A 20,424-nucleotide genomic window follows, 5' to 3' on the forward strand; every position below is an offset into this window, starting at 1 on the left:
CCTGAAAGCACCGCCAAAAAAGTTTCACATCCCTGCGTTTTTCGGCTTGCGGGGGTGGGAGGTAAACCGTAAAAGGCCCTCCACAAGCCAGCGTGGCCCGTTCGTCTATCGGTTAGGACGCCAGGTTTTCAACCTGGAAAGAGGGGTTCGATTCCCCTACGGGCTGCCACTTGTGCTTGACTGGACCAAGTGGCCCGTTCGTCTATCGGTTAGGACGCCAGGTTTTCAACCTGGAAAGAGGGGTTCGATTCCCCTACGGGCTGCCATTTGCACTTTCCAGAATCTAAGTTTCAGAAGCAAATATCTGGCGCCTGGTCGCAGGTTCACTTGAGGTTAGGTCAGTTGTTCTCCGGACTTTGAGTGCTCTTTCCCGATTCCGGCGTAGTCAGCAATCCTTGCCGTGACCCCTCCCGAATTCCTCTTTCAATCTAATAAAAACAAAGAGTTACGCATCTGCATTTTCATTTACTAAAAAATTAGTTTGACAGGCGCGCGAAAAATCGCTGATGGTATCTGACATCCGGTTCCCACCGGAGAACCATAAATTTTTGGGAGGAGACAGATGCGGAGACATCTACTTTCCGCAGTGGCGGCGGCTGCCGTCATTGCGGGGCACGGTCCTGCTTGGGCCGACGAAGCCGCAGCACAACGCTGGATCGACGACGAATTCCAGCCATCGACCCTGTCGAAAGACGAACAGATGGCTGAAATGCAGTGGTTCATCGAAGCTGCACAGCCTTACGCGGGCATGGAAATCAACGTCCTGTCTGAAGGCATCCCCACTCACTCGTATGAATCCGAGGTTCTGACCAAGGCATTCGAAGAGATCACCGGCATCAAGGTCAATCACCAGATCCTTGGTGAAGGCGAAGTGGTTCAGGCCGTTCAGACTCAGATGCAGACCGGCCGGAACCTCTATGACGGCTACGTCAACGACAGTGACCTGATCGGCACCCATTCCCGCCTGCAACTGGCTTATCCGCTGACCGACATGATGGGCGGCGACTGGGCGGCGACAACCTCGCCGACGCTGGATCTGGATGACTTCATGGGCATTCAGTTCACCACCGGTCCGGATGGCAAGCTGTATCAGCTGCCCGACCAGCAGTTCGCAAACCTTTATTGGTTCCGCAAAGACTGGTTCGACGATGAAGCCAACAAGGCCGCGTTCAAGGAAAAGTACGGCTATGACCTGGGTGTTCCGGTCAACTGGTCGGCCTACGAGGACATCGCCGAGTTCTTCACCAACGACGTGAAGGAAGTCGATGGCGTCGCGATCTACGGCCACATGGACTACGGCAAACGCGCGCCTGACTTGGGCTGGCGTATGACAGACGCCTGGCTGTCGATGGCCGGGGCAGGTGACGTCGGTGAGCCTAATGGTATTCCGGTCGACGAATGGGGCATCCGCATGGAAGCGGGCACCTGTAACCCAGTTGGCGCTTCGGTGTCGCGCGGTGGTGCTGCCAACGGTCCGGCTGCGGTCTACGCGATCCGCAAATGGGACGAATGGCTGCGCAACTATGCGCCTCCGGGTGCGGCGTCCTATGACTTCTACCAGTCGCTGCCGGCGCTGAGCCAAGGCAACGTGGCCCAGCAGATCTTCTGGTACACCGCCTTCACCGCCGACATGGTGAAGCCGAAGTCCGAAGGCAACAACACCGTGGATGACGAAGGCACACCGCTGTGGCGGATGGCGCCCAGCCCGCACGGCCCCTACTGGGAAGAAGGCCAGAAGGTTGGGTATCAGGACGTGGGTTCCTGGACTTTCCTGAAGTCGACCCCCGAGGATCGTGCTCAGGCAGCGTGGCTCTATGCCCAGTTCGTGACGTCCAAGACTGTCGATGTGAAGAAGTCCCATGTGGGTCTGACTTTCATCCGCGACAGCTCGGTTAACCACGAGTCGTTCACCGAACGCGCACCCAAGCTGGGTGGTTTGGTCGAGTTCTACCGCTCGCCTGACCGTGTGGCATGGTCGCCGACCGGCATCAACGTTCCGGATTATCCGAAGCTGGCCCAGATCTGGTGGCAGCAAATCGGTGACGTGAACTCGGGCGCCTTCACCCCGCAAGAGGCGATGGACCGTCTGGCTGAAGAGATGGACATCACCATGGCCCGTATGCAGGCCGCGGATGAAAGCGCCGGTGTCTACGGTGGCTGCGGCCCGCGCCTGAACGAGCCGCAGGATGCGTCCTTCTGGCTGGAAAAAGCGGGTTCGCCCAAGGCCAAGCTGGAGAACGAAAAGCCGCAGGGCCAGACCGTCAACTATGACGAACTGGTTAAGCGCTGGCAGTCCCAGTAACAGCAACATCGTAGGCCGGGTTTAAGCCCGGCCTACCCTAAAATGCCCCGCGAGTTTCCCAGATGATCGAACTTCAAGATGCCACCAAACGGGTCGGCAACGTCATCCATATCAAATCCACAAACCTGACCCTTCATACAGGCCACTTCAATGTATTGTTGGGTGCAACCGGCTCGGGCAAGACCTCTCTGATCAAGATGATGGCCGGGCTGGACCCGATCGCCTCGGGCAGGGTCCTGATGGATGGGCAGGATGTCACGCGACTGAACACGCAGAAGCGTCAGATCAGCCTGGTGCACCAGTTCTTCGTGAACTATCCGCATATGACCGTTTTCGAAAACATCGCCTCGCCGCTGCGCGTGGCGGGTATGGCGAAAAGCGAAGTCGAAGGCCGCGTTGAAGAAGCGGCCGACCTGCTGCAACTGCGCCCGATGCTGCACCGCCGCCCACATGAGTTGTCGGGTGGACAACAACAACGGACCGCACTGGCGCGTGCCATTGCGAAAGAGAGCCGCGCCGTCTTCCTCGACGAACCGCTGGCAAACCTGGACTACAAGTTGCGCGAAGAACTGCGCGAGCAACTGCCCGACCTGTTTGCAGGGCGTGGCGCGGTCGTGGTCTATGCCACCTCGGAACCCGAAGAGGCGTTGCTGCTGGGCGGCTACACCGCACTGATGGAAGACGGCCGCGTGACCCAGTTTGGGCCGACCGCCGACATCTATCGCAACCCGGAAAACATCGCGGCGGCGCGTGTCTTCTCGGACCCGCCGATCAATGTGGCGCGCATTACGGTTTCCGGTGCCCAGGCACATCTGGCGGGCGGCGGCGGCTGGCCGGTCACTGACATGGCCGACGGAGATTACATGGTCGCCGTGCGCCCGCACCGTGTGACCCCGTTCCGCACCACAGACGCGGATGTGGAACTGACCGGTCGCGTGATCGTGACAGAGCTGTCGGGCTCGGATTCCAGCGCGCATTTCCAACATGGGAACGACGCTTGGGTTTCGCTGGCCGCCGGTGTGCACCCTTATCGGGTGGGCGAGGATCACAGTTTCTACATGAACCCGGCCCATTGCCGGTATTTCGGCCAAGACGGCAAAAGGGTAGCCTGACATGGCACAGATCAAACTTTCAAACCTTCGACACAGCTATATGCCCGCGCCGAAAGGCCCGGAAGACTATGCGCTGAAGGAAATCGACGTGACATGGCGCGATGGTGGAGCCTATGCGCTGCTGGGCCCGTCCGGCTGCGGCAAGTCCACGTTGCTGAACATTATCTCGGGCCTTCTGACGCCGTCCGAAGGACAGATTTTGTTCGACGACCGCGACGTGACGGCCCTGCCCCCCGACCAGCGCAACATCGCGCAAGTGTTCCAGTTCCCGGTGATCTACGACACGATGACCGTGGGCGAGAACCTGGCCTTCCCTCTGAAGAATCGGGGCGTCGATGCCGCCACGATTAAGCGACGCGTCGATGAGATTGCCGAAATGCTGGACGTCACGGATATGCTCGGCACCAAGGCCTCAGGCCTGAGCCCGGACAACAAGCAGAAGATCTCGATGGGCCGCGGATTGGTGCGCGACGACGTGAATGCGGTGATGTTCGATGAGCCGCTGACCGTGATCGACCCGCATCTGAAATGGAAGCTTCGGTCCAAGCTGAAAGAACTGCACCAGCGCGTCAAAGCGACAATGATCTACGTGACTCATGACCAAACCGAGGCACTGACTTTCGCGGACGAGGTGGTGGTGATGCAGGAAGGCGAAGTGGTTCAGATTGGCACGCCCGTCGAACTGTTCGAACGTCCTCAGCACACGTTTGTCGGCCACTTCATCGGCTCACCCGGCATGAACGTCCTGCCCTGCGAGGCGAAAGGCGACCGAGCTATCTTTGAAGGCCATGAGGTTATGCTGGAAGGCCCAACTCATGGTGATGGGGGCCGCACCGATCTGGGTATCCGGCCCGAGTATGTTGGCTTTGGCGACACCGGCATTCCCGCACACGTAACGAAAGTCGCCGACATCGGCCGTCACTATGTGATCAGCGCGATGGTCGGCAATACTGCCCTCAAGGCCGTGACCGAACACAGTGTGCCCGATCCCGGGTCACAGGTTTTCCTGCAATTCAAACCCGAACAATCCCGCGTCTATCGCGACGGCTGGATCGCAACTCAGGAGCGGGCGCAATGAGAACGGAAAATCAAAAGGCTTGGTTCTTTGTCCTTCCGGTGCTGGCTCTGGTCGCCTTCAACGCGCTGGTGCCAATGATGACGGTGGTCAACTACTCGGTGCAGGAAACATTCGGCAACAACCAGTTCTTCTGGGAAGGCCTTGGTTGGTTTGAACAAATCCTGCGGTCCGACCGGTTTCAGGCCGCACTTGGACGGCAATTCCTGTTCACCGCGCTGATCCTGCTGATCGAGGTTCCGCTGGGCATCATCGTGGCCCTTTCAATGCCGCGCAAGGGGTTCTGGGTGCCGGTCTGTCTGGTGCTGATGGCCCTGCCCATGCTTATCCCGTGGAATGTGGTCGGGTCGATGTGGAACATCTTCACCCTGCCAAAGATCGGTCTGCTGGGATATTTTCTGAATGACGTTCTGGGCATCAACTATGACATGACGCAACAGCCGCTATCGGCCTGGATCACTGTCATCGTCATGGATGTCTGGCACTGGACCTCGCTTGTGGTTCTGCTGTGCTATGCAGGCCTCGTGTCGATCCCGGACGCCTACTATCAAGCTGCGAAGATCGACGGCGCCAGCCCGTGGTCGGTGTTCCGCTATATCCAACTGCCCAAGATGAAGACCGTTCTGACAATCGCCGTTCTGCTGCGCTTCATGGACAGTTTCAACATCTACACCGAACCGTTCGTTCTGACCGGTGGCGGCCCCGGCAACTCAACCACCCTGCTGTCAATCGATCTTGTGAAGATCGCACTGGGGCAGTTCGACCTTGGCCCTGCGGCCGCGATGAGCCTGATCTATTTCGCCATCACGCTGCTGGTCTCTTGGGTCTTCTACACTCTGATGACAAAGGATGACGCGCAATGAAGAAGCGGTCCATCATCCCGATCCTTTATATCGCGTTCCTGATGCTGCCGATCTACTGGCTGGTGGCGATGTCCTTCAAGACCACGAACGAGATCCTGTCGGGTTTTTCCCTGTTTCCCCAGACCTTTACGCTGGAGAACTACATCACCATCTTCACCGATCCGACATGGTACTGGGGCTACATCAACTCGATCACTTATGTGACTCTGAACACAGTACTTTCTGTCTGCGTTGCCCTGCCAGCCGCTTATGCTTTTTCGCGCTATCGTTTTCTGGGCGACAAACAGTTGTTTTTCTGGCTGCTGACCAACCGGATGGCACCGGCTGCGGTCTTTGCGCTGCCGTTCTTCCAGCTCTACTCCTCGATCGGTCTGTTCGATACGCACCTGGCCGTGGCGCTGGCGCATACGCTGTTCAACGTGCCGCTGGCCGTGTGGATTCTGGAAGGGTTCATGCGCGGCATCCCGAAAGAGCTGGATGAGACCGCTTATGTCGACGGCTATTCCTTCCCGCGCTTTTTCGTCACGATCTTTCTGCCCAACATCAAGGCAGGCGTGGGCGTTGCTGCGTTCTTCTGCTTCATGTTCTCGTGGGTTGAAATGCTGCTGGCCAAGACCCTGACTGCGGTCGAGGCCAAACCCATCGCCGCCGTGATGACGCGCACCGCCTCAAGTGCCGGGTATGAACTGGGCCTGCTGGCGGCAGCCGGGACGCTTACAATCATCCCCGGTGCCATCGTCATCTGGTTTGTCCGCAACTACATCGCGCGCGGTTTCGCGATGGGTCGTGTGTGAGGTTCGATATGCGTAAACTTCTTCTCACCCTTCCCTTCATGCCGTCGTCGGCCCTTGCACAGGCGCAAGCCGGTTGGGGCAATGTCGGCCAGCAAGAGGAAAAAGGGTTCTCGTGGACTGACCCCTTGTGGCCCGACTTCTGGATGGCCTGGACCCCTGCCACGCTGGCTGTTTTCGTCGGCATCTTCTCGGCCATTGCGCTGATTGGCCTGCTGGAAGGGTTCAAATACCGCGACGGTATCGAACGGCGCGGCGTGCTGGGGCTGACCACCACCCTTGGCGACAGGCTGTTTATTACCCTGCTGGGCTCGGCCTATATCTTCCTTGCCTGGCTGGGCCTGGTGGGTCAGCCCGTCTGGACACCACTTTTCCTGTCCATCGGCTGGGGCATTTTTGTCTTCTGGAAAGTTTAAGCTTTGCGAAACAGCGAAAGGATGCTTGTCTGTCAGGCATACTAAAAAATGCGACACGAAAGACCGATGCGAAAGAAAAAAACAACAAACCTCCTGACCGAAGTAGAACTCGAGTTCATGAACGAACTCTGGGCGCTGGGTCAGGGCTCGGTCCGTGACGTGCTTGATTGTCTGCCACCAGAACGCAATCTGGCCTATACGTCCGGCGCGACGATCCTGCGCATTCTCGACGAGAAAGGTTTCGTCGAAAGCCGCAAAGACGGAAAAACGCTGATCTATAGACCGCTTCTGGAAAAAGACAGGTATCAGGCGCGTTCGCTTCAAAACCTGTCCCGCACATTGTTCGACGACACACCCGCCACGCTGGTGGCGCGTCTGGTCGATGACGCGGGGCTGAGCGAAGCCGATCTGGAGGAAATTCGGGCACTGGTAGAGAGGAGACTGCAAAATGACAGCGGTTAAACCGGTTCTCGATACATATCTCGAATTGAACATCGTGCTTGGCCTGTCCGCCCTTATCTGGCTGCTGGCCCGCGCGACGTTGGCGAAGACTCCGATGCGAAACAGCTTTGTCGCGCAGTTGCGCGCGCTCAAAACGCTGTGCGTTTGCGTGGTACTCAGTCCTCTGCTGGCGCTTGGCGCTTCGGCATTGGCGGGGCTGGCATGGCCCGGTCGCGCAGTGGCGCTGGGTGACATTGCGGTTGCCGCTTATCTGCGCGGCGAAATCGCGATGCCAGCGGTCCAGTTCGAGGCATTGCTCAACACCCGCGAACGCTGGATCGATCATATCGTTTCGGGTGAGTCTCTGGCTTTGATTATTGTCCTGATAGCTCTGGCGATGATCTCGGCGCTGTATCTTGTCCGCGCTGTGCGTGATGCGATTTCCATTCGCAACACGATCGGGACAAGTTTTCTGTGGCGCCGCTCTCGCAAAGTGGACATTCGCCTGTCGGACCGCATCACGGTGCCCTTCGCGGTGCGCGGTCTGCGCCGCCGTCACGTGGTTTTACCCAGTCACTTGCTGAATACGCCGCGTGAAATGCGGTTTGCTCTGGCACATGAGTTTCAACATATCCGCGCGGGTGACGTGGAATGGGAACTGGGGTTCGAACTGTTGCGCCCCGTTCTTTTCTGGAACCCGGCCTACCAGCTTCTGAAATATCAGTTCGACCGGTTGCGGGAACTGGCCTGTGATCAGTCGGTTGTTGCCCGCAAAGGGATCGACGCGCGCGACTATACGTCCTGCCTGCTTGATTATTGCGCCCGCACAGTCGCGATGCGGAACCCGAAGGTTCTGAATGTAGCACTGGTGTCAGGTGGAAAGGCCAAGCGGGTTTTGAAGCAGCGGGTGATCGCGCTGACCGACACGCAGGTGGCCACGGCTCCGCTGCCGGTTCTGTTTTTGGGTCTGACGCTGACTTTTGCAACCTTGCTCGCGCTTGGATCAGCCTCGCTTCGGCAGACACATGACTGGAGCCATGATCGTCTGATGCTGTCAACGGTTGTCAATCTGGAACGGCTGGAGGCCCGTAACCAGGGTAACTGATCCCTCAGATCACCAGCCGCGACGCCCGAACAGCGAGTGGATACGGTTTTGCCCTGTAAACGGGTCGATCTTCTGCGGGTGTGCCAGCCCTGCGACGACGCGCTCGACCAGAACCCATCCCACCAGGGCAAAGATTACCCCACCAAAGGCCTGTCCCAGCAACACGCCAGAAGCGCCCGCCAGCTTGGATCCGATAACGACAAAGACCCAAGTTCCAACGGTATGTCGCCCCCAGTTGATCCAGGTGGAATAAACCGGGTGCCCAAGATTGTTGAAACTGGCGTTTGCGACAAAAATCACTCCGTTAAAAAACGAAGCCAGCGCCAGCGGTCCGCAAAACAGGTAGATCAGCGTCCGTGTTTCGCCTTGCGCTGCAAACAAATCCGCGATTGGTGCTCGCAAAAGAAACAGGATAGCCGCCATTGCCACGACGTATACCCCGGTAAACCGGATACCGGCCCAAAAGGCGGCCCGCACACGATTATATCGTTCGGCCCCGAAGTTCTGCCCGATGATCGGACCGATCGAGCCTGACAAAGCAAACACCACAGAAAACGCCACCGGCATCAGGCGGCCGATCACGGCCATCCCCGCCACCGCGTCAGTTCCATATTGAGCAATTTCCCGAACTACGATGGCATTTCCAATCGGCGTTGCGACATTGGTCAGAACCGCTGGAATTGCGATGGTTCGCACAGGGTGCAGATCGTGCGCAACCTGAGACAGCGATGGCCGCATAAAGCCCCGGTGCACGCGCAACGCAGGCAGTATCGCGGCTGCCAGCATACAAAGCCTTGCCAAAACCGATGCAATTGCGGCGCCATCCAGTCCAAGCCCCACCGCGAAGATCAGCACGGGATCAAGGACGGCATTCACCACACCGCCGTAGATCGTTGCCATCATCGAACGTCGCGCATCACCATGCGCGCGCAATACAGCCATCGCCGTCATGGCAATGGACATGACGCACATTGTCGGCAGGATGATCGAAACATAGCGGACCGAAAGCCTCAGCACCTCGCCCTCGGCGCCCAGAAGCGACAGTAGAAAGGTCAGGTTCATCAGAACCAAAGCCGAAATCAGGATACCACCAATCAGCCCCAGAACCGCGACGCTGGATGCATAGTGGCGCGCCTGCTCTGGCCTGCCCGCGCCCAGTTCACGTGCAACGAGCGCCCCGGCGGAGATCGACAGCCCGATATTGATGGCGTTGGTAAAGAACAACAATGTCCCCGCATAGCCGACCGCCGCAGCCAGAGCGTCATTGCCCAGCATCGAGATGAATATCATGTCCACAAAGTCGACCGCGAAAATTGCCATCAGACCAATGCTGGTGGTCAAGGACATGCGCGTCACGTGCCGCATCAGGCTGCCGTTCAGAAAAACGGCATCGTTGCCGGACTGACCTGCCATGTTGTTCGTTGCTCCTGTTCAGGCGCTTTGTGTCACCTTGCAGCCGTTTGGGAAGGGGCGGCAACCCCAATTCACCCGGGCGGCGCAGATCAGGAACGGTTGCAACGGGGCTCAGTCGGCAGCCATTCCAAAACCCGTCACCGGTAGCGGAAAACGCTCTGCATGGCCGCCAGCGACCCTCTCGTCAGGCACCTTGCTTCACAGACAATATCCAATCCCGCACGATTTCGGCCTTGGGTGTCAGCTCCCGGGACTTCGACCAGACCAGGTAGATCCCCTTCCCTGTTTTCCAGGTCCACTCCGACCGCGCAGCAAGCAGGCCCTGCTGAACCAATGGGGCAACAAGATGGTCCCACCCAAAGGCGAACCCCTCGCCCGCAATCGCGGCCTGAAGCACCAGCGCGTAGTCATTCAGGCGCAGTCCGCTGCGCGGAGGTATTTCCGTCACCCCGAACTCCCAGAACCATTGCCGCCACGAAGGGCGTTCACGAATTGGTTCCTCAAGATGGATCAAGCGCTGGCTGAGAAGCCCCGGCACATTTCTGAGATTTACCGCTGCCGCCATCACCCGGGGCGACGCGACGGGATAGATCACTTCCTCGGCGATCAACGCACATTCGCAATCCGGCCAGTCTCCGGCCCCAAGTCGAATGGCCAGGCTGATCGTTTCAACATTCAGATCAGGCTCTCGATCGCTGGATTGCAGGCGCAGGTCGATATCCGGATGGATGCGCTGAAAGGACCCGATGCGCGGCAAAAGCCAATAGTTGTTGAATGCCGAAGACGCGCTGAGTGTCACGTGATCATTGCTGGCAAATTGCCGGATGGATTCGGCGGACTGCGCAAGCTGTTCAAACGCGCGTGTCACGTCGGCAAACAACTTGCTTCCAGCATTTGTCAGGCTGATCTTACGATGGCTACGCTGAAACAGAAGAACACCAAGCGAGCTTTCAAGTTGCTTGATCGCCATACTGACCGCTGGTTGTTGAACGTTCAATTCCTGCGCCGCATGTGTGAACGATCCAGTCCTTGCTGCGGCCTCGAAAAAGACGAGGTGGCGCGGTGAGGACAGATGTGACCAAAGCTTTTGCATAAGCTGTGTTTATCTAATTCATCGAAATTTTCAAACGTCACAAAGGCCCACCCAGACGATAATTTCAGGACAGACAGATTCAGAGAGGGCATTCATGGCGCGCCGGGCACGCAGTTCAAGAACACGGGGAAATGCGCCAACTGGCGCACCGCCCTCACCCTATATTCGCCGCATCATCCCGCATTTCGATGTGCTTGATGAGGATCAGATCGTTCGGCTTGAGGAACAGGTCGACTGGATCCTGCAAGACGTGGGCATCGCCTTTCGCGACGACCCCGAGGCGCTTGCGCTTTGGAAGCGCGAAGGTGCAAAGGTTGACGGCGACATCGTGCGCGCGCCGGCCGATTGGATTCGCAACCTGTGCTCTCAAGCTCCGGCCGAGTTCACACAACTGGCCCGAAACCCGGACCAATCAGTCACTATTGGCGGCAAGCATCAGGTTTTCGCGCCGATTTACGGCGCCCCTTTTGTACGCGACCTCGAAGGTGGGCGCCGATATGGCGATATGGCCGCCTTCCGGGATCTCGTGCGACTAACTTATCTGCACCCGAACCTGCATCACGGTGGCTTCGTCACCTGTGAGCCTTGTGACGTTCCGGTCAGCAAACGGCATCTCGACATGCTGTTCGCGCACATGACCCTCAGCGACAAACCGCATCTGGGCGCGATTACGGAAATGAGCCGCGCGCAGGACAGCGTCGACATGGCCGAAATCGTGTTCGGCGCTGACGTAATGGCCGATAACTGCGTCATCATGGGGAACGTGAACACGAACTCTCCACTTTTGGTGGACCGTGTGGTGACCGAAGCGGCACGGGTGTATTCAACCCGCGGGCAAGGCATGGTCGTGGTGCCCTTTATCCTTTCGGGGGCAATGGGGCCGGTCTCAACCGCGGCGTCCGTGGCACAGGCCATGGCCGAAGCGATGATGGTTTGTGCGTATATTCAGCTAATCCGCCCGGGCGCGCCTTTTGTGCTGGGCAACTTCCTGTCGTCGATGTCGTTGAAATCGGGCGCACCCACTTTTGGAATGCCCGAACCTGTCATGTCGAACTATGCAATAGGTCAACTGGCGCGCCGCGCCGGGTTGCCGTTGCGGTGCGGCGGGTCCCTGACAGCATCGAAGATCGAGGACGCCCAAGCGGCATACGAAAGCGCGGATTCCATGCATTCCACTATGCTGGCAGGGGCAAATTTTGTCCTGCACTCGGCAGGCTGGCTGGAAGGCGGATTGTGCACCGGTTTCGAGAAGCTGATCATGGATGCGGACCGGCTTGGATCCTATCAGAAAGTCTTGTGCCAGGGGCTGGACACTTCAGACGACGCATTGGCCCGGGACGCATACGACGAAGTCGCCCCAGGCGGGCACTTTCTGGGATGCGGTCACACGATGCGCCACTACCAGACAGCATTCTACGAACCCAGGCTCAGCGACAGCGAGAATTTCGAAAGCTGGGAAGAAAACGGTTCGGAAGACATGCGCCAGCGCGCCCACAGTCGCTGGAAGCAGATGCTGAAAGAATATGAGGAACCTCCGATCGACGCCGCGCTGCGCGAAGAACTGGAGGCATTTGTCGCCAGACGCAAAGAGGAACTGCCCGATGCCTGGTACTAGGAAAACAGCCAACGCGACGCCCCCTGCCAACGTCGCGACCGAAACCGCAATGATCGCGTGGGCAGCGCAATAAACATTGTGGGCCTAATCCGGCCTTTCTTGAAACGCTTAAAGCTTAACCAAGGACACCTTCAATGCCCGAAATTCAAAAAGACGATACAGCCACAGGCAAACCGCTTCCTTCCCACGCCAAGGTTGTCGTCATTGGCGGCGGCGTCGTCGGATGTTCGATCCTTTTTCACCTTGCCAAGTTCGGGTGGAAGGATGTCGTACTGCTGGAACGCGATGAACTGACATCCGGGTCCAGCTGGCACGCGGCCGGGCAGATACACACGATCAGTTCGGACCCCAACATAAGCCGTCTGCAAAGCTATACGATTGATCTGTACAAGGAAATCGAAGAGACATCGGGCCATTCGGTTGGCCTGCATATCACTGGGGGCTTCTACGCGGCATCGACCAAGGAATGGTACGATTACCTCAAACGCGAACGTTCAAAGGCGCGGTACATGGGGCTCAATCAGGAATTCATAAGTCCAAGGGAACTGGCCGAGCGTCATCCGCTGATCGACCCCAAGCATTACCACGCAGCCCTTTGGGACGATCAGGACGGTGATCTTGACCCTTCGGGCGCGACCTATGCCTTTGCCAAATCGGCCCGTGTACACGGCGCGCAGTACTTTACCCATTGCGGTGTGACCGCGATGAGCCAGCGCCCGGACGGAAGCTGGGATCTGACGACACCGAAAGGCACGATCAATGCGGAACAGGTGGTCAATTGCGGCGGCCTGTGGGCCCGCGAAGTCGGCCAGATGTCCGGCATTCACCTTCCGGTACAACCGATGGAGCATCACTACCTGATCACCGACAAGATCCCGATGATCGCCGAGCGCATGGAAAGCATGGGCGACGCCGGTCGCCTGCCTGCGGGTATCGATTATGAGGCCAACATCTATTTCCGGCAGGAACGGCAGGGCATGTTGCTGGGCACCTATGAGCCGAAGTCGACCCCATGGAAAGTCGACGGGACCCCGTGGGATTTCGGCCACGAGTTGCTGCAGCCCGATCTCGACCGCATCGCCGAACGACTCGAAATGTCGTTCGAACGGATACCGGCAATCGGCGAGGCTGGCATCAAGGACATGATTAACGGGCCATTCACTTTCGGCCCGGACGGCAACCCGATGATCGGCCCGGTTCCGGGGATGAAGAACTATTGGGTCGCGGTGGGTGTCATGGCGGGGTTCTGTCAGGGCGGCGGCGTTGGTCTGACCATGGCGGAATGGATGATCGACGGAGAACCCTCGATTGATGTCTGGGCCATGGACGTCGCGCGGTTTGGCGAGTTTGCGACGCCGGACTGGGGAACCGTCAAATCGGCCGAAAACTACGAACGCCGCTTTGTCATGACCTTCCCCAACGAGACCCTTCCCAAGGGCCGGATGCAGAAAACCACCGCGCTTTACGATCGTCTGGTCGCGAAGGGTGCCTTGATGGATCAGGGCTTTGGACTTGAAAACGCCCAGTGGTTTGCGGACGGTCCCGAGGACGCCCACGAGGATCCGACTTTCGAGCGCAACCGCTCGTTCGATTATGTCAAACGCGAGGTGGACGCCGTGCAGAATGCCGTCGGCGGCATCGAGATTGCCAACTTCGCCAAGCACGAATTCAAAGGCAAAGGCGCGCGCGCTTATCTGGACCGCATTGTGGCGGGCTATGTTCCTAAACCCGGCCGCGTGACCCTGACGCCGATGCTTACCCCAAAAGGCAAGCTGTACGGTGACCTGACCGTTGCCTGCCTGGCCGAGGATCACTTTATGCTGTTTGGGTCGGGCGCGATGCAGGAAGCGCACCGCCGCTGGTTCGAAAAGGATCTGCCGGATGATGTCACTTACGCCAATGTTTCAGACGACTGGCACGGGATAGCGCTGTCCGGTCCCAAGTCACGAGAACTGTTGTCGCGTATCACCCGCACCGATGTCAGCGCTGACGCCATGAAATTCCGCGATCTGCGACAAACCTTCGTGGGCGGGGTTCCGGTCATTTTGAACCGTATCAGTTTTTCGGGCGAGCTGGGTTTTGAAATCTACTGCCGCCCCCAATACCTGTTGCGGCTTGCCGAAACGATTGAGGGTGCCGGGGCTGATCTGGGCTATCGCTGGTATGGCGCACGTGCGCTCATGGCGATGCGGCTTGAAAAAGGCTGGGGTGTCTGGACCACGGAGTTCCGGCCGGATTTCAATGCAGTGGAAAGCGGAATGGATGTCTTCATCAACTGGAAGAAAGATTTCGTCGGCAAGCAGGCGACCGAAGCTTTCCGTGCCGAGGGTGTGAAACAAAAGCTTGTGACCATGACAATCGACGTCGAAGGGATCGATGTCTCCAGCGACGAAGCAATCCTGAAGGATGGCGCGGCGGTGGGTTACGTCAGCTCAGGCGGATATGCGCACCGGATGGGTAAATCCATGGCGATGGGCTATGTCGCGTCCGAGCACGCAGCGCCTGGAACGATCCTTCAGGTGGAAATCCTCGGCGAGTTCTACGATGCCGAAGTGCTTGGCGGCCCGCTTTATGATCCCAACGGCGCCAATATGCGATGCTGAAATTTTGTACGGGGCGCCCGCCTGGGCGCCCTTCGCAATTCTGACGGAACCAGCGGAGTTCAGGTGGTCCCCGAACTCCATCGCAGCAATGGCTGTGTTTCGTCGCGGGATTATCCGGCGAACGCCATACGATCAGCCGCAAAACGAGCCTCACTCATTCAGGCGCTGACTTCGAAGAATAGTAATATGCGATCGCCTGAGCGCGGTTTTTGACGGACAGTTTTTCATAAATATTGGACAGATGAAATTTGACCGTATTCGTCGATATTTGCAGCTCTTTCGACAGGTCACGATTTGACAGTCCTTTGGCCAAAGCCTCCAGGATCGCGCGTTCTTTGTGTGACAGGCCATGAATCGGATCCTGGTGCATCTTCCGGACATCGATGAAGGGAAACACCATCTTGCCGGCAGCAACGTCGGCGCAGGTTTCAAGCAAACCCTCCACTTCACCTGACCGTGGGGCAAACCCTGCGGCCCCGGCCTGCATGGCCAACCTGGGAACATCGCCGGCCTCGTCGCCATACACAATGAAACGGGGTGCGTTTTGCTGTTCACGCAGCACCTCGATCAGTTTGGCAGCACCCAAAATCGGCAGGTTCCACGCCACGACGCAGACCTGCACAGGCACCCGCATGACCGCGCCCAGAAACCCCTCGGCTGTGGCGGACGTGGCCACCAAAGAGAATCGCGGATCGCGTTCAAAAATCTCCGACATCGCAGACAGGACGAGCGGATTGTTGTCGGCCAGCATGACGTCAATCGGGTATCGGGTTTTTTCAGTCATTTGATTTTCCGCCCAAAATTCTCAAAAACTACCCATTCTGGTAGGTTTGATCTCAGTACACCTTTGTATTCTTACACTAATGGGTAGGTTTTTTCCCACCCAATTAGATGCCCAAAAGCAGTATTAAGTTACGTTGCGCGTTCGGGCAAGTTTCAGTTTTGCTGATCGCCAACGCGACACACGGGCTCTGCCAATCATCCCGTAGCTGAGGAGGATCACAAATGACGTTCCAGGTTTATCCCCCGCTGGAAATCCCCGAGACCCTGGCGGCCGGACCCGGCCCCGGCAATACAGACGCCCGCGTTCTGCAGGCGTTTTCCAGCGCGGGTGTTGCAGACCACATGCAAGGCGATGTTTTGCGCGGAATGGTCGAATGCAAATACATGCTGCGCGAAATCTGGGGTACCGACAACGCCTATACCTTCGCCGTCGCCGGCACCGGTTGGAGCGCGCTGGACACCATGTTCTCGGCCGTGATGCCGGGCGACAAGGTGGTCGCCTTTTCGAACGGTACGTTTTCGGGCATCGACTCGCTGACCCTGCGGATCAAGGCCGCGACACCGCAGGAACACGCCTCCAGCCCGCTGGACCCGCAGGCGGCAAGCGTCGTCGTGATCGAAGTGCCTCATGGGCAACCGGTTACGGGTGAAATGGTCGAAAAGGCCCTGGCTCGCCATAAACCGAAATGGGCCTTCATGGCGCATTGGGAAACCGGATCGGGGCGCATCAACGATCTGCGCGGTTTCTCGAATGCCTGCGAACGGCATGGGGCCATGGGCCTGATCGACGCGGTTTCTTCCTTGGGCGTCGAGGATTTCCGGATTGATGATTTTCCCGGTATCGCAGGCTGGGCATCCTGCCCGCAGAAAGGCCTGTGCTGCCTGCCACTGACCTACGCGCCGGTCAGCTTCACCGACTCGTATATCAATTCGCTGAAGGCGACGGGTGCATATACCTATGTCCACAACCCGATTTTCGAAGCCCGCCACTGGGGCATCGTCGACGGGCAGGATGTCGAAAAGGGAACCTATCACCGCACACATTCGGGCTACGCCGTTGCCGCGTTTCACGAGTCGCTGCGCCTGACCCTTCAGGAGGGGCTGGCCAAGCGATCCGCATCATATCGCACACACGAATGCGTATTGCGCGACGCTGTGACCGCGCTTGGCTGCGAAGTGACCTCGGACATGCCCAGCCTTGTCGTGCTCAATCTGCCGACAGAACTGGCAGGTCGTGAAATGGAACTTGTTCAGAATTGTCGGGCGCGCGGGTTTGGCATCTGGCCCACGCTCAGCGCCCCGGTGCAGGTTCGGATCGGCATTCTGAACCAGCTCAACCATCAGGCCGTCAGCCGCATCGTGCGCCTGTTCTCCGAAGCTCTGCATGAGTTGGGAGGCACCGTCGATTTCGAAGAAATCGAGGCGCTGCTGGAAAGCCGCTACGGCACATCGATTGCCGCGTAATCGCACTGCATGAACGGGAGGAATGCAGATGGATATTCATGAATATCAGGCCAAAGAGGTCCTTTCGAAGTTTGGGGTCGATGTCCCGCCAGGTGCATTGGCCTACAGCCCCGAGCAAGCCGCCTACCGCGCTCGCGAGCTTGGCGGCGACAAGTGGATCGTCAAGGCGCAGGTGCATGCAGGCGGGCGCGGCAAGGCTGGCGGCGTCAAGCTGTGCAACACTGAAAGCGAGATCTACGAGGCCTGTGACAACCTGTTCGGGCGCAAGCTGGTTACGCATCAGACCGGCCCGGAAGGCAAAGGCGTCTACCGCGTATATGTAGAGGCCGCCGTGCCCATCGACAGCGAGATTTACCTGGGTTTCGTGCTTGATCGCTCCAGCCAGCGGGTGATGATTGTCGCGTCGTCCGAAGGCGGAATGGAGATCGAGGAAATCTCGGCCGAACGCCCGGACAGCATCGTACGCTCAATCGTGGAACCGGCTGTAGGGTTGCAGGAATTCCAGGCGCGCGAGATCGCCTTCGAACTGGGTCTGGAGCCTCGTCTGGTACAGCAAATGGTCCGCACCCTTCAGGGCTGCTATGCCGCATTCAGCGAATTGGACGCGACCATGGTCGAGATCAACCCTCTAGTCATAACCGGCGATGATCGCGTTCTGGCGCTGGACGCCAAGATGAGCTTTGACGACAACGCCCTGTTCCGTCACCCGCAGATTGCTGAACTGCGCGACAAAAGCCAGGAAGACCCCCGTGAAAGCCGCGCGGCTGATCGTGGCCTGTCCTATGTCGGCCTCGAAGGCAATATCGGCTGCATCGTGAACGGTGCCGGTCTGGCCATGGCCACGATGGACACCATTAAGCTGGCCGGTGGGGAGCCTGCGAACTTCCTCGATATCGGCGGCGGTGCTTCACCCGAGCGGGTCGCCAAGGCCTTCCGCCTGGTTTTGTCGGACAGCAATGTTCAGGCGGTTCTGGTCAACATCTTTGCTGGAATCAACCGCTGTGACTGGGTTGCAGAAGGTGTCGTGCAGGCATTGCGCGAACTGGACATCGACATTCCTGTCATCGTGCGTCTGGCCGGTACGAATGTCGAAGAGGGTCAGAAGATTCTGGCCAAATCCGGTTTGCCGATCATCCGTGCAACCACCCTGATGGAAGCCGCCGAACGCGCCGTTGGCGCATGGCGCAACGACCTGTCCCAAAACACCAAGATGAGGGCTGTGTAATGAGCATTCTTCTCGACCGCGACAGCCGCGTTATCGTTCAGGGTATCACCGGACGCATGGCGCGTTTTCACACCAAGGACATGTTGGAATACGGCACCAATGTTGTCGGCGGCGTTGTCCCCGGCAAAGGTGGCGAAACCGTCGAAGGCGTGCCGGTTTTTGACACCGTCAAACAGGCCGTCGAGGCCACGGGTGCCGATGCCAGCCTTGTCTTCGTTCCGCCACCGTTTGCAGCGGATTCGATCATGGAAGCGGCGGATGCCGGCATCCGCTATTGCGTCTGCATCACCGACGGCATCCCGGCCCAGGACATGATCCGGGTCAAACGCTACATGTACCGCTACCCGCGCGACAAGCGCATGGTGCTGACCGGGCCGAACTGCGCCGGAACAATCAGCCCGGGCAAGGCGCTGCTGGGTATCATGCCCGGCCATATCTACCTGCCGGGCAACGTGGGGATCATCGGGCGCTCGGGCACGCTGGGCTACGAGGCTGCAGCGCAGCTCAAAGAACGCGGAATCGGTGTGTCTACCAGCGTCGGCATCGGTGGCGACCCGATCAACGGTTCGTCCTTCCGTGACATCCTTGAACGGTTCGAACAGGACGAAGACACCGAGGTCATTGCCATGATCGGTGAGATCGGCGGCCCGCAAGAGGCCGAAGCGGCGGAATATATCCGCGACCACATCACCAAGCCCGTGGTGGCTTATGTCGCGGGTCTGACAGCCCCCAAGGGCCGGACCATGGGCCATGCAGGTGCGATCATTTCGGCCTTTGGCGAAAGTGCCTCGGAAAAGGTTGAAATCCTTTCTGCCGCAGGCGTGACCGTGGCAGAAAACCCCGCAGTCATCGGCGAAACGATCGCCCGCGTCATGGGAAAGGCCGCGTGATGGTTAAACCTTCAGTCCTTGTAACACGCCGCTGGCCAGCTGCGGTCGAGGCGCAACTGGCCGAAAGCTATGACACCGTGCTGAACACCGGCGACAAACCCATGTCACCGGCCGAAATACGCGATGCGCTGAAACGGTATGACGCGGTGTTGCCGACCGTGACCGACACACTCAGCGCCGAGGCGCTGGATGTGCCTGCCGCGCAGACCAGGATCTTGGCCAATTATGGTGTCGGCTACAGTCACATCTGCGAACCGGCAGCCCGCGATCTGGGTATGACTGTCACCAACACACCCGACGTGCTGTCCGAATGCACCGCCGATCTGGCCATGACCTTGCTGCTGATGGTGGCCCGTCGTGCGGGTGAAGGCGAACGGGAACTGCGCGCCGGAGGTTGGTCCGGCTGGCGCCCTACCCATCTGGTTGGCACCAAGGTCAGTGGCAAGACACTGGGCATTATCGGTTTTGGCCGCATCGGTCAGGAAATGGCCCGCCGCGCCCATCACGGCTTCGGCATGAAGATCATCGTGCAGAACCGCAGCCAGGTATCACCGGACGTTCTGGGCCAATGCAACGCCGTTCAGGTGGACACGGTGGACGAACTGCTGCCGCAATGCGATTTCGTCTCACTGCACTGCCCTGGCGGCGCGGCGAACCGCCACCTGATCAACTCGCGCAGGCTGAGCCTGATGAAACAGGACGCCTTCCTGATCAACACCGCGCGCGGCGAGGTGATTGACGAATGGGCGCTTATTCAGGCCCTGATGTTCGACATGATCGGCGGTGCTGCGCTGGATGTGTTCGACGGCGAACCGCGCATCAGCCCGGACCTTGTGCAATGCGACAATCTGGTGATGCTGCCGCACCTTGGCAGCGCCACCCGCGAAGCGCGTGAAGCCATGGGGTTCCGGGTGCTCGACAATCTCAGTGACTTCTTTGCCGGCCGCCCACCCCGGGACCGCGTAATCTGATCTTTTCCCTTACCTCCTCCCGCCGGTGATCCCGTCGGGAGGCCTTTTTCAGGAGGTTTCCACGTGAACGCCCCCCACCGCACAAATGGTTTTTTCACCCAGTCTCTTTCGGATCGTGATCCTGAGCTTTTCGGCTCGATCCGGTCCGAGTTGGGGCGCCAGCGCGATGAAATCGAGCTGATTGCGTCCGAAAACATCGTCAGCGCCGCAGTGATGGAGGCGCAGGGCTCGGTGATGACCAACAAATACGCCGAAGGCTATC

17 protein-coding genes, 2 tRNA genes and 1 pseudogene are annotated in these 20,424 nt (G+C 58.6%); 17 read left to right on the forward strand and 3 right to left on the reverse strand.

What is annotated here, in order from left to right:
• Window positions 1-94 precede the first annotated feature (94 nt).
• From ACR0FE_RS20040 to ACR0FE_RS20085, 10 genes are all read left to right on the forward strand, one after another.
• Window positions 95-169, forward strand: a tRNA-Glu gene (locus ACR0FE_RS20040).
• A 22-nt stretch (window positions 170-191) separates the two neighbouring features.
• Window positions 192-266, forward strand: a tRNA-Glu gene (locus ACR0FE_RS20045).
• Between the two features lie 296 nt (window positions 267-562).
• Window positions 563-2,302, forward strand: a complete 1,740-nt coding sequence (locus ACR0FE_RS20050) for an ABC transporter substrate-binding protein (RefSeq protein ID WP_170806074.1) — start codon at window positions 563-565, stop codon at window positions 2,300-2,302.
• A 62-nt stretch (window positions 2,303-2,364) separates the two neighbouring features.
• Window positions 2,365-3,414, forward strand: a complete 1,050-nt coding sequence (locus ACR0FE_RS20055) for an ABC transporter ATP-binding protein (protein WP_480914845.1) — start codon at window positions 2,365-2,367, stop codon at window positions 3,412-3,414.
• A gap of 1 nt (window position 3,415) precedes the next feature.
• Window positions 3,416-4,492: an ABC transporter ATP-binding protein gene (locus tag ACR0FE_RS20060; RefSeq protein WP_480914847.1), complete on the forward strand. Its 1,077-nt coding sequence runs from the start codon at window positions 3,416-3,418 to the stop codon at window positions 4,490-4,492.
• Entirely contained in the window at window positions 4,489-5,352 is an 864-nt protein-coding gene (locus ACR0FE_RS20065) for a carbohydrate ABC transporter permease (protein WP_170677640.1), read from the forward strand. Before ACR0FE_RS20060 ends, ACR0FE_RS20065 begins: the two co-directional genes overlap by 4 nt.
• Window positions 5,349-6,146 (forward strand): carbohydrate ABC transporter permease, encoded by a 798-nt coding sequence (locus ACR0FE_RS20070; protein WP_170616650.1) that lies wholly within the window; start codon window positions 5,349-5,351, stop codon window positions 6,144-6,146. The genes ACR0FE_RS20065 and ACR0FE_RS20070 overlap by 4 nt, the downstream gene beginning before the upstream one ends.
• A gap of 8 nt (window positions 6,147-6,154) precedes the next feature.
• The gene (locus tag ACR0FE_RS20075; RefSeq protein WP_480914849.1) at window positions 6,155-6,559 is read left to right on the forward strand and encodes a DUF2160 domain-containing protein; all 405 of its coding nucleotides are present in this window, start codon (window positions 6,155-6,157) and stop codon (window positions 6,557-6,559) included.
• A 66-nt stretch (window positions 6,560-6,625) separates the two neighbouring features.
• Window positions 6,626-7,021, forward strand: a complete 396-nt coding sequence (locus ACR0FE_RS20080) for a BlaI/MecI/CopY family transcriptional regulator (protein ID WP_170616654.1) — start codon at window positions 6,626-6,628, stop codon at window positions 7,019-7,021.
• Window positions 7,008-8,105 carry a M56 family metallopeptidase gene (locus ACR0FE_RS20085; protein ID WP_480914851.1) on the forward strand — a complete coding sequence of 366 codons (1,098 nt, stop codon included), beginning with the start codon at window positions 7,008-7,010 and terminating at the stop codon, window positions 8,103-8,105. Before ACR0FE_RS20080 ends, ACR0FE_RS20085 begins: the two co-directional genes overlap by 14 nt.
• Window positions 8,106-8,114: 9 nt before the next feature.
• Here ACR0FE_RS20085 and ACR0FE_RS20090 read toward each other — a convergent pair whose 3' ends face one another.
• Both ACR0FE_RS20090 and ACR0FE_RS20095 read right to left on the reverse strand, forming a co-directional pair.
• The gene (locus tag ACR0FE_RS20090; RefSeq protein WP_480914852.1) at window positions 8,115-9,518 is read right to left on the reverse strand and encodes an MATE family efflux transporter; all 1,404 of its coding nucleotides are present in this window, start codon (window positions 9,516-9,518) and stop codon (window positions 8,115-8,117) included.
• A 184-nt stretch (window positions 9,519-9,702) separates the two neighbouring features.
• Complete coding sequence (locus ACR0FE_RS20095) at window positions 9,703-10,611, reverse strand: LysR substrate-binding domain-containing protein (protein ID WP_170616659.1); 909 nt, start codon at window positions 10,609-10,611, stop codon at window positions 9,703-9,705.
• 94 nt (window positions 10,612-10,705) lie between these two features.
• Between ACR0FE_RS20095 and ACR0FE_RS20100 the strand changes: the two genes are divergently transcribed.
• Window positions 10,706-12,226, forward strand: coding sequence for a trimethylamine methyltransferase family protein (locus tag ACR0FE_RS20100; RefSeq protein WP_480914854.1), 1,521 nt, complete (start codon window positions 10,706-10,708; stop codon window positions 12,224-12,226).
• Between the two features lie 134 nt (window positions 12,227-12,360).
• Window positions 12,361-14,829 (forward strand): GcvT family protein, encoded by a 2,469-nt coding sequence (locus ACR0FE_RS20105; RefSeq protein WP_480914855.1) that lies wholly within the window; start codon window positions 12,361-12,363, stop codon window positions 14,827-14,829.
• A gap of 154 nt (window positions 14,830-14,983) precedes the next feature.
• Here ACR0FE_RS20105 and ACR0FE_RS20110 read toward each other — a convergent pair whose 3' ends face one another.
• Window positions 14,984-15,613 carry a LuxR C-terminal-related transcriptional regulator gene (locus tag ACR0FE_RS20110; RefSeq protein WP_480914857.1) on the reverse strand — a complete coding sequence of 210 codons (630 nt, stop codon included), beginning with the start codon at window positions 15,611-15,613 and terminating at the stop codon, window positions 14,984-14,986.
• 221 nt (window positions 15,614-15,834) lie between these two features.
• Between ACR0FE_RS20110 and ACR0FE_RS20115 the strand changes: the two genes are divergently transcribed.
• From ACR0FE_RS20115 to glyA, 5 genes and pseudogenes are all read left to right on the forward strand, one after another.
• Window positions 15,835-17,076: a pyridoxal-phosphate-dependent aminotransferase family protein gene (locus ACR0FE_RS20115; protein WP_170619745.1), complete on the forward strand. Its 1,242-nt coding sequence runs from the start codon at window positions 15,835-15,837 to the stop codon at window positions 17,074-17,076.
• Window positions 17,077-17,104: 28 nt separating this feature from the next.
• Window positions 17,105-18,301 carry a malate--CoA ligase subunit beta gene (locus tag ACR0FE_RS20120; protein WP_480914858.1) on the forward strand — a complete coding sequence of 399 codons (1,197 nt, stop codon included), beginning with the start codon at window positions 17,105-17,107 and terminating at the stop codon, window positions 18,299-18,301.
• Window positions 18,301-19,191 (forward strand): succinate--CoA ligase subunit alpha, encoded by an 891-nt coding sequence (gene sucD / locus ACR0FE_RS20125; RefSeq protein ID WP_170616669.1) that lies wholly within the window; start codon window positions 18,301-18,303, stop codon window positions 19,189-19,191. Before ACR0FE_RS20120 ends, sucD begins: the two co-directional genes overlap by 1 nt.
• Window positions 19,191-20,162, forward strand: coding sequence for a 2-hydroxyacid dehydrogenase (locus ACR0FE_RS20130; RefSeq protein ID WP_480914860.1), 972 nt, complete (start codon window positions 19,191-19,193; stop codon window positions 20,160-20,162). The genes sucD and ACR0FE_RS20130 overlap by 1 nt, the downstream gene beginning before the upstream one ends.
• A gap of 63 nt (window positions 20,163-20,225) precedes the next feature.
• Window positions 20,226-20,424, forward strand: a pseudogene (gene glyA / locus ACR0FE_RS20135) (serine hydroxymethyltransferase); the annotation flags it as partial.

Source organism: Ruegeria sp. K7, assembly GCF_056531785.1.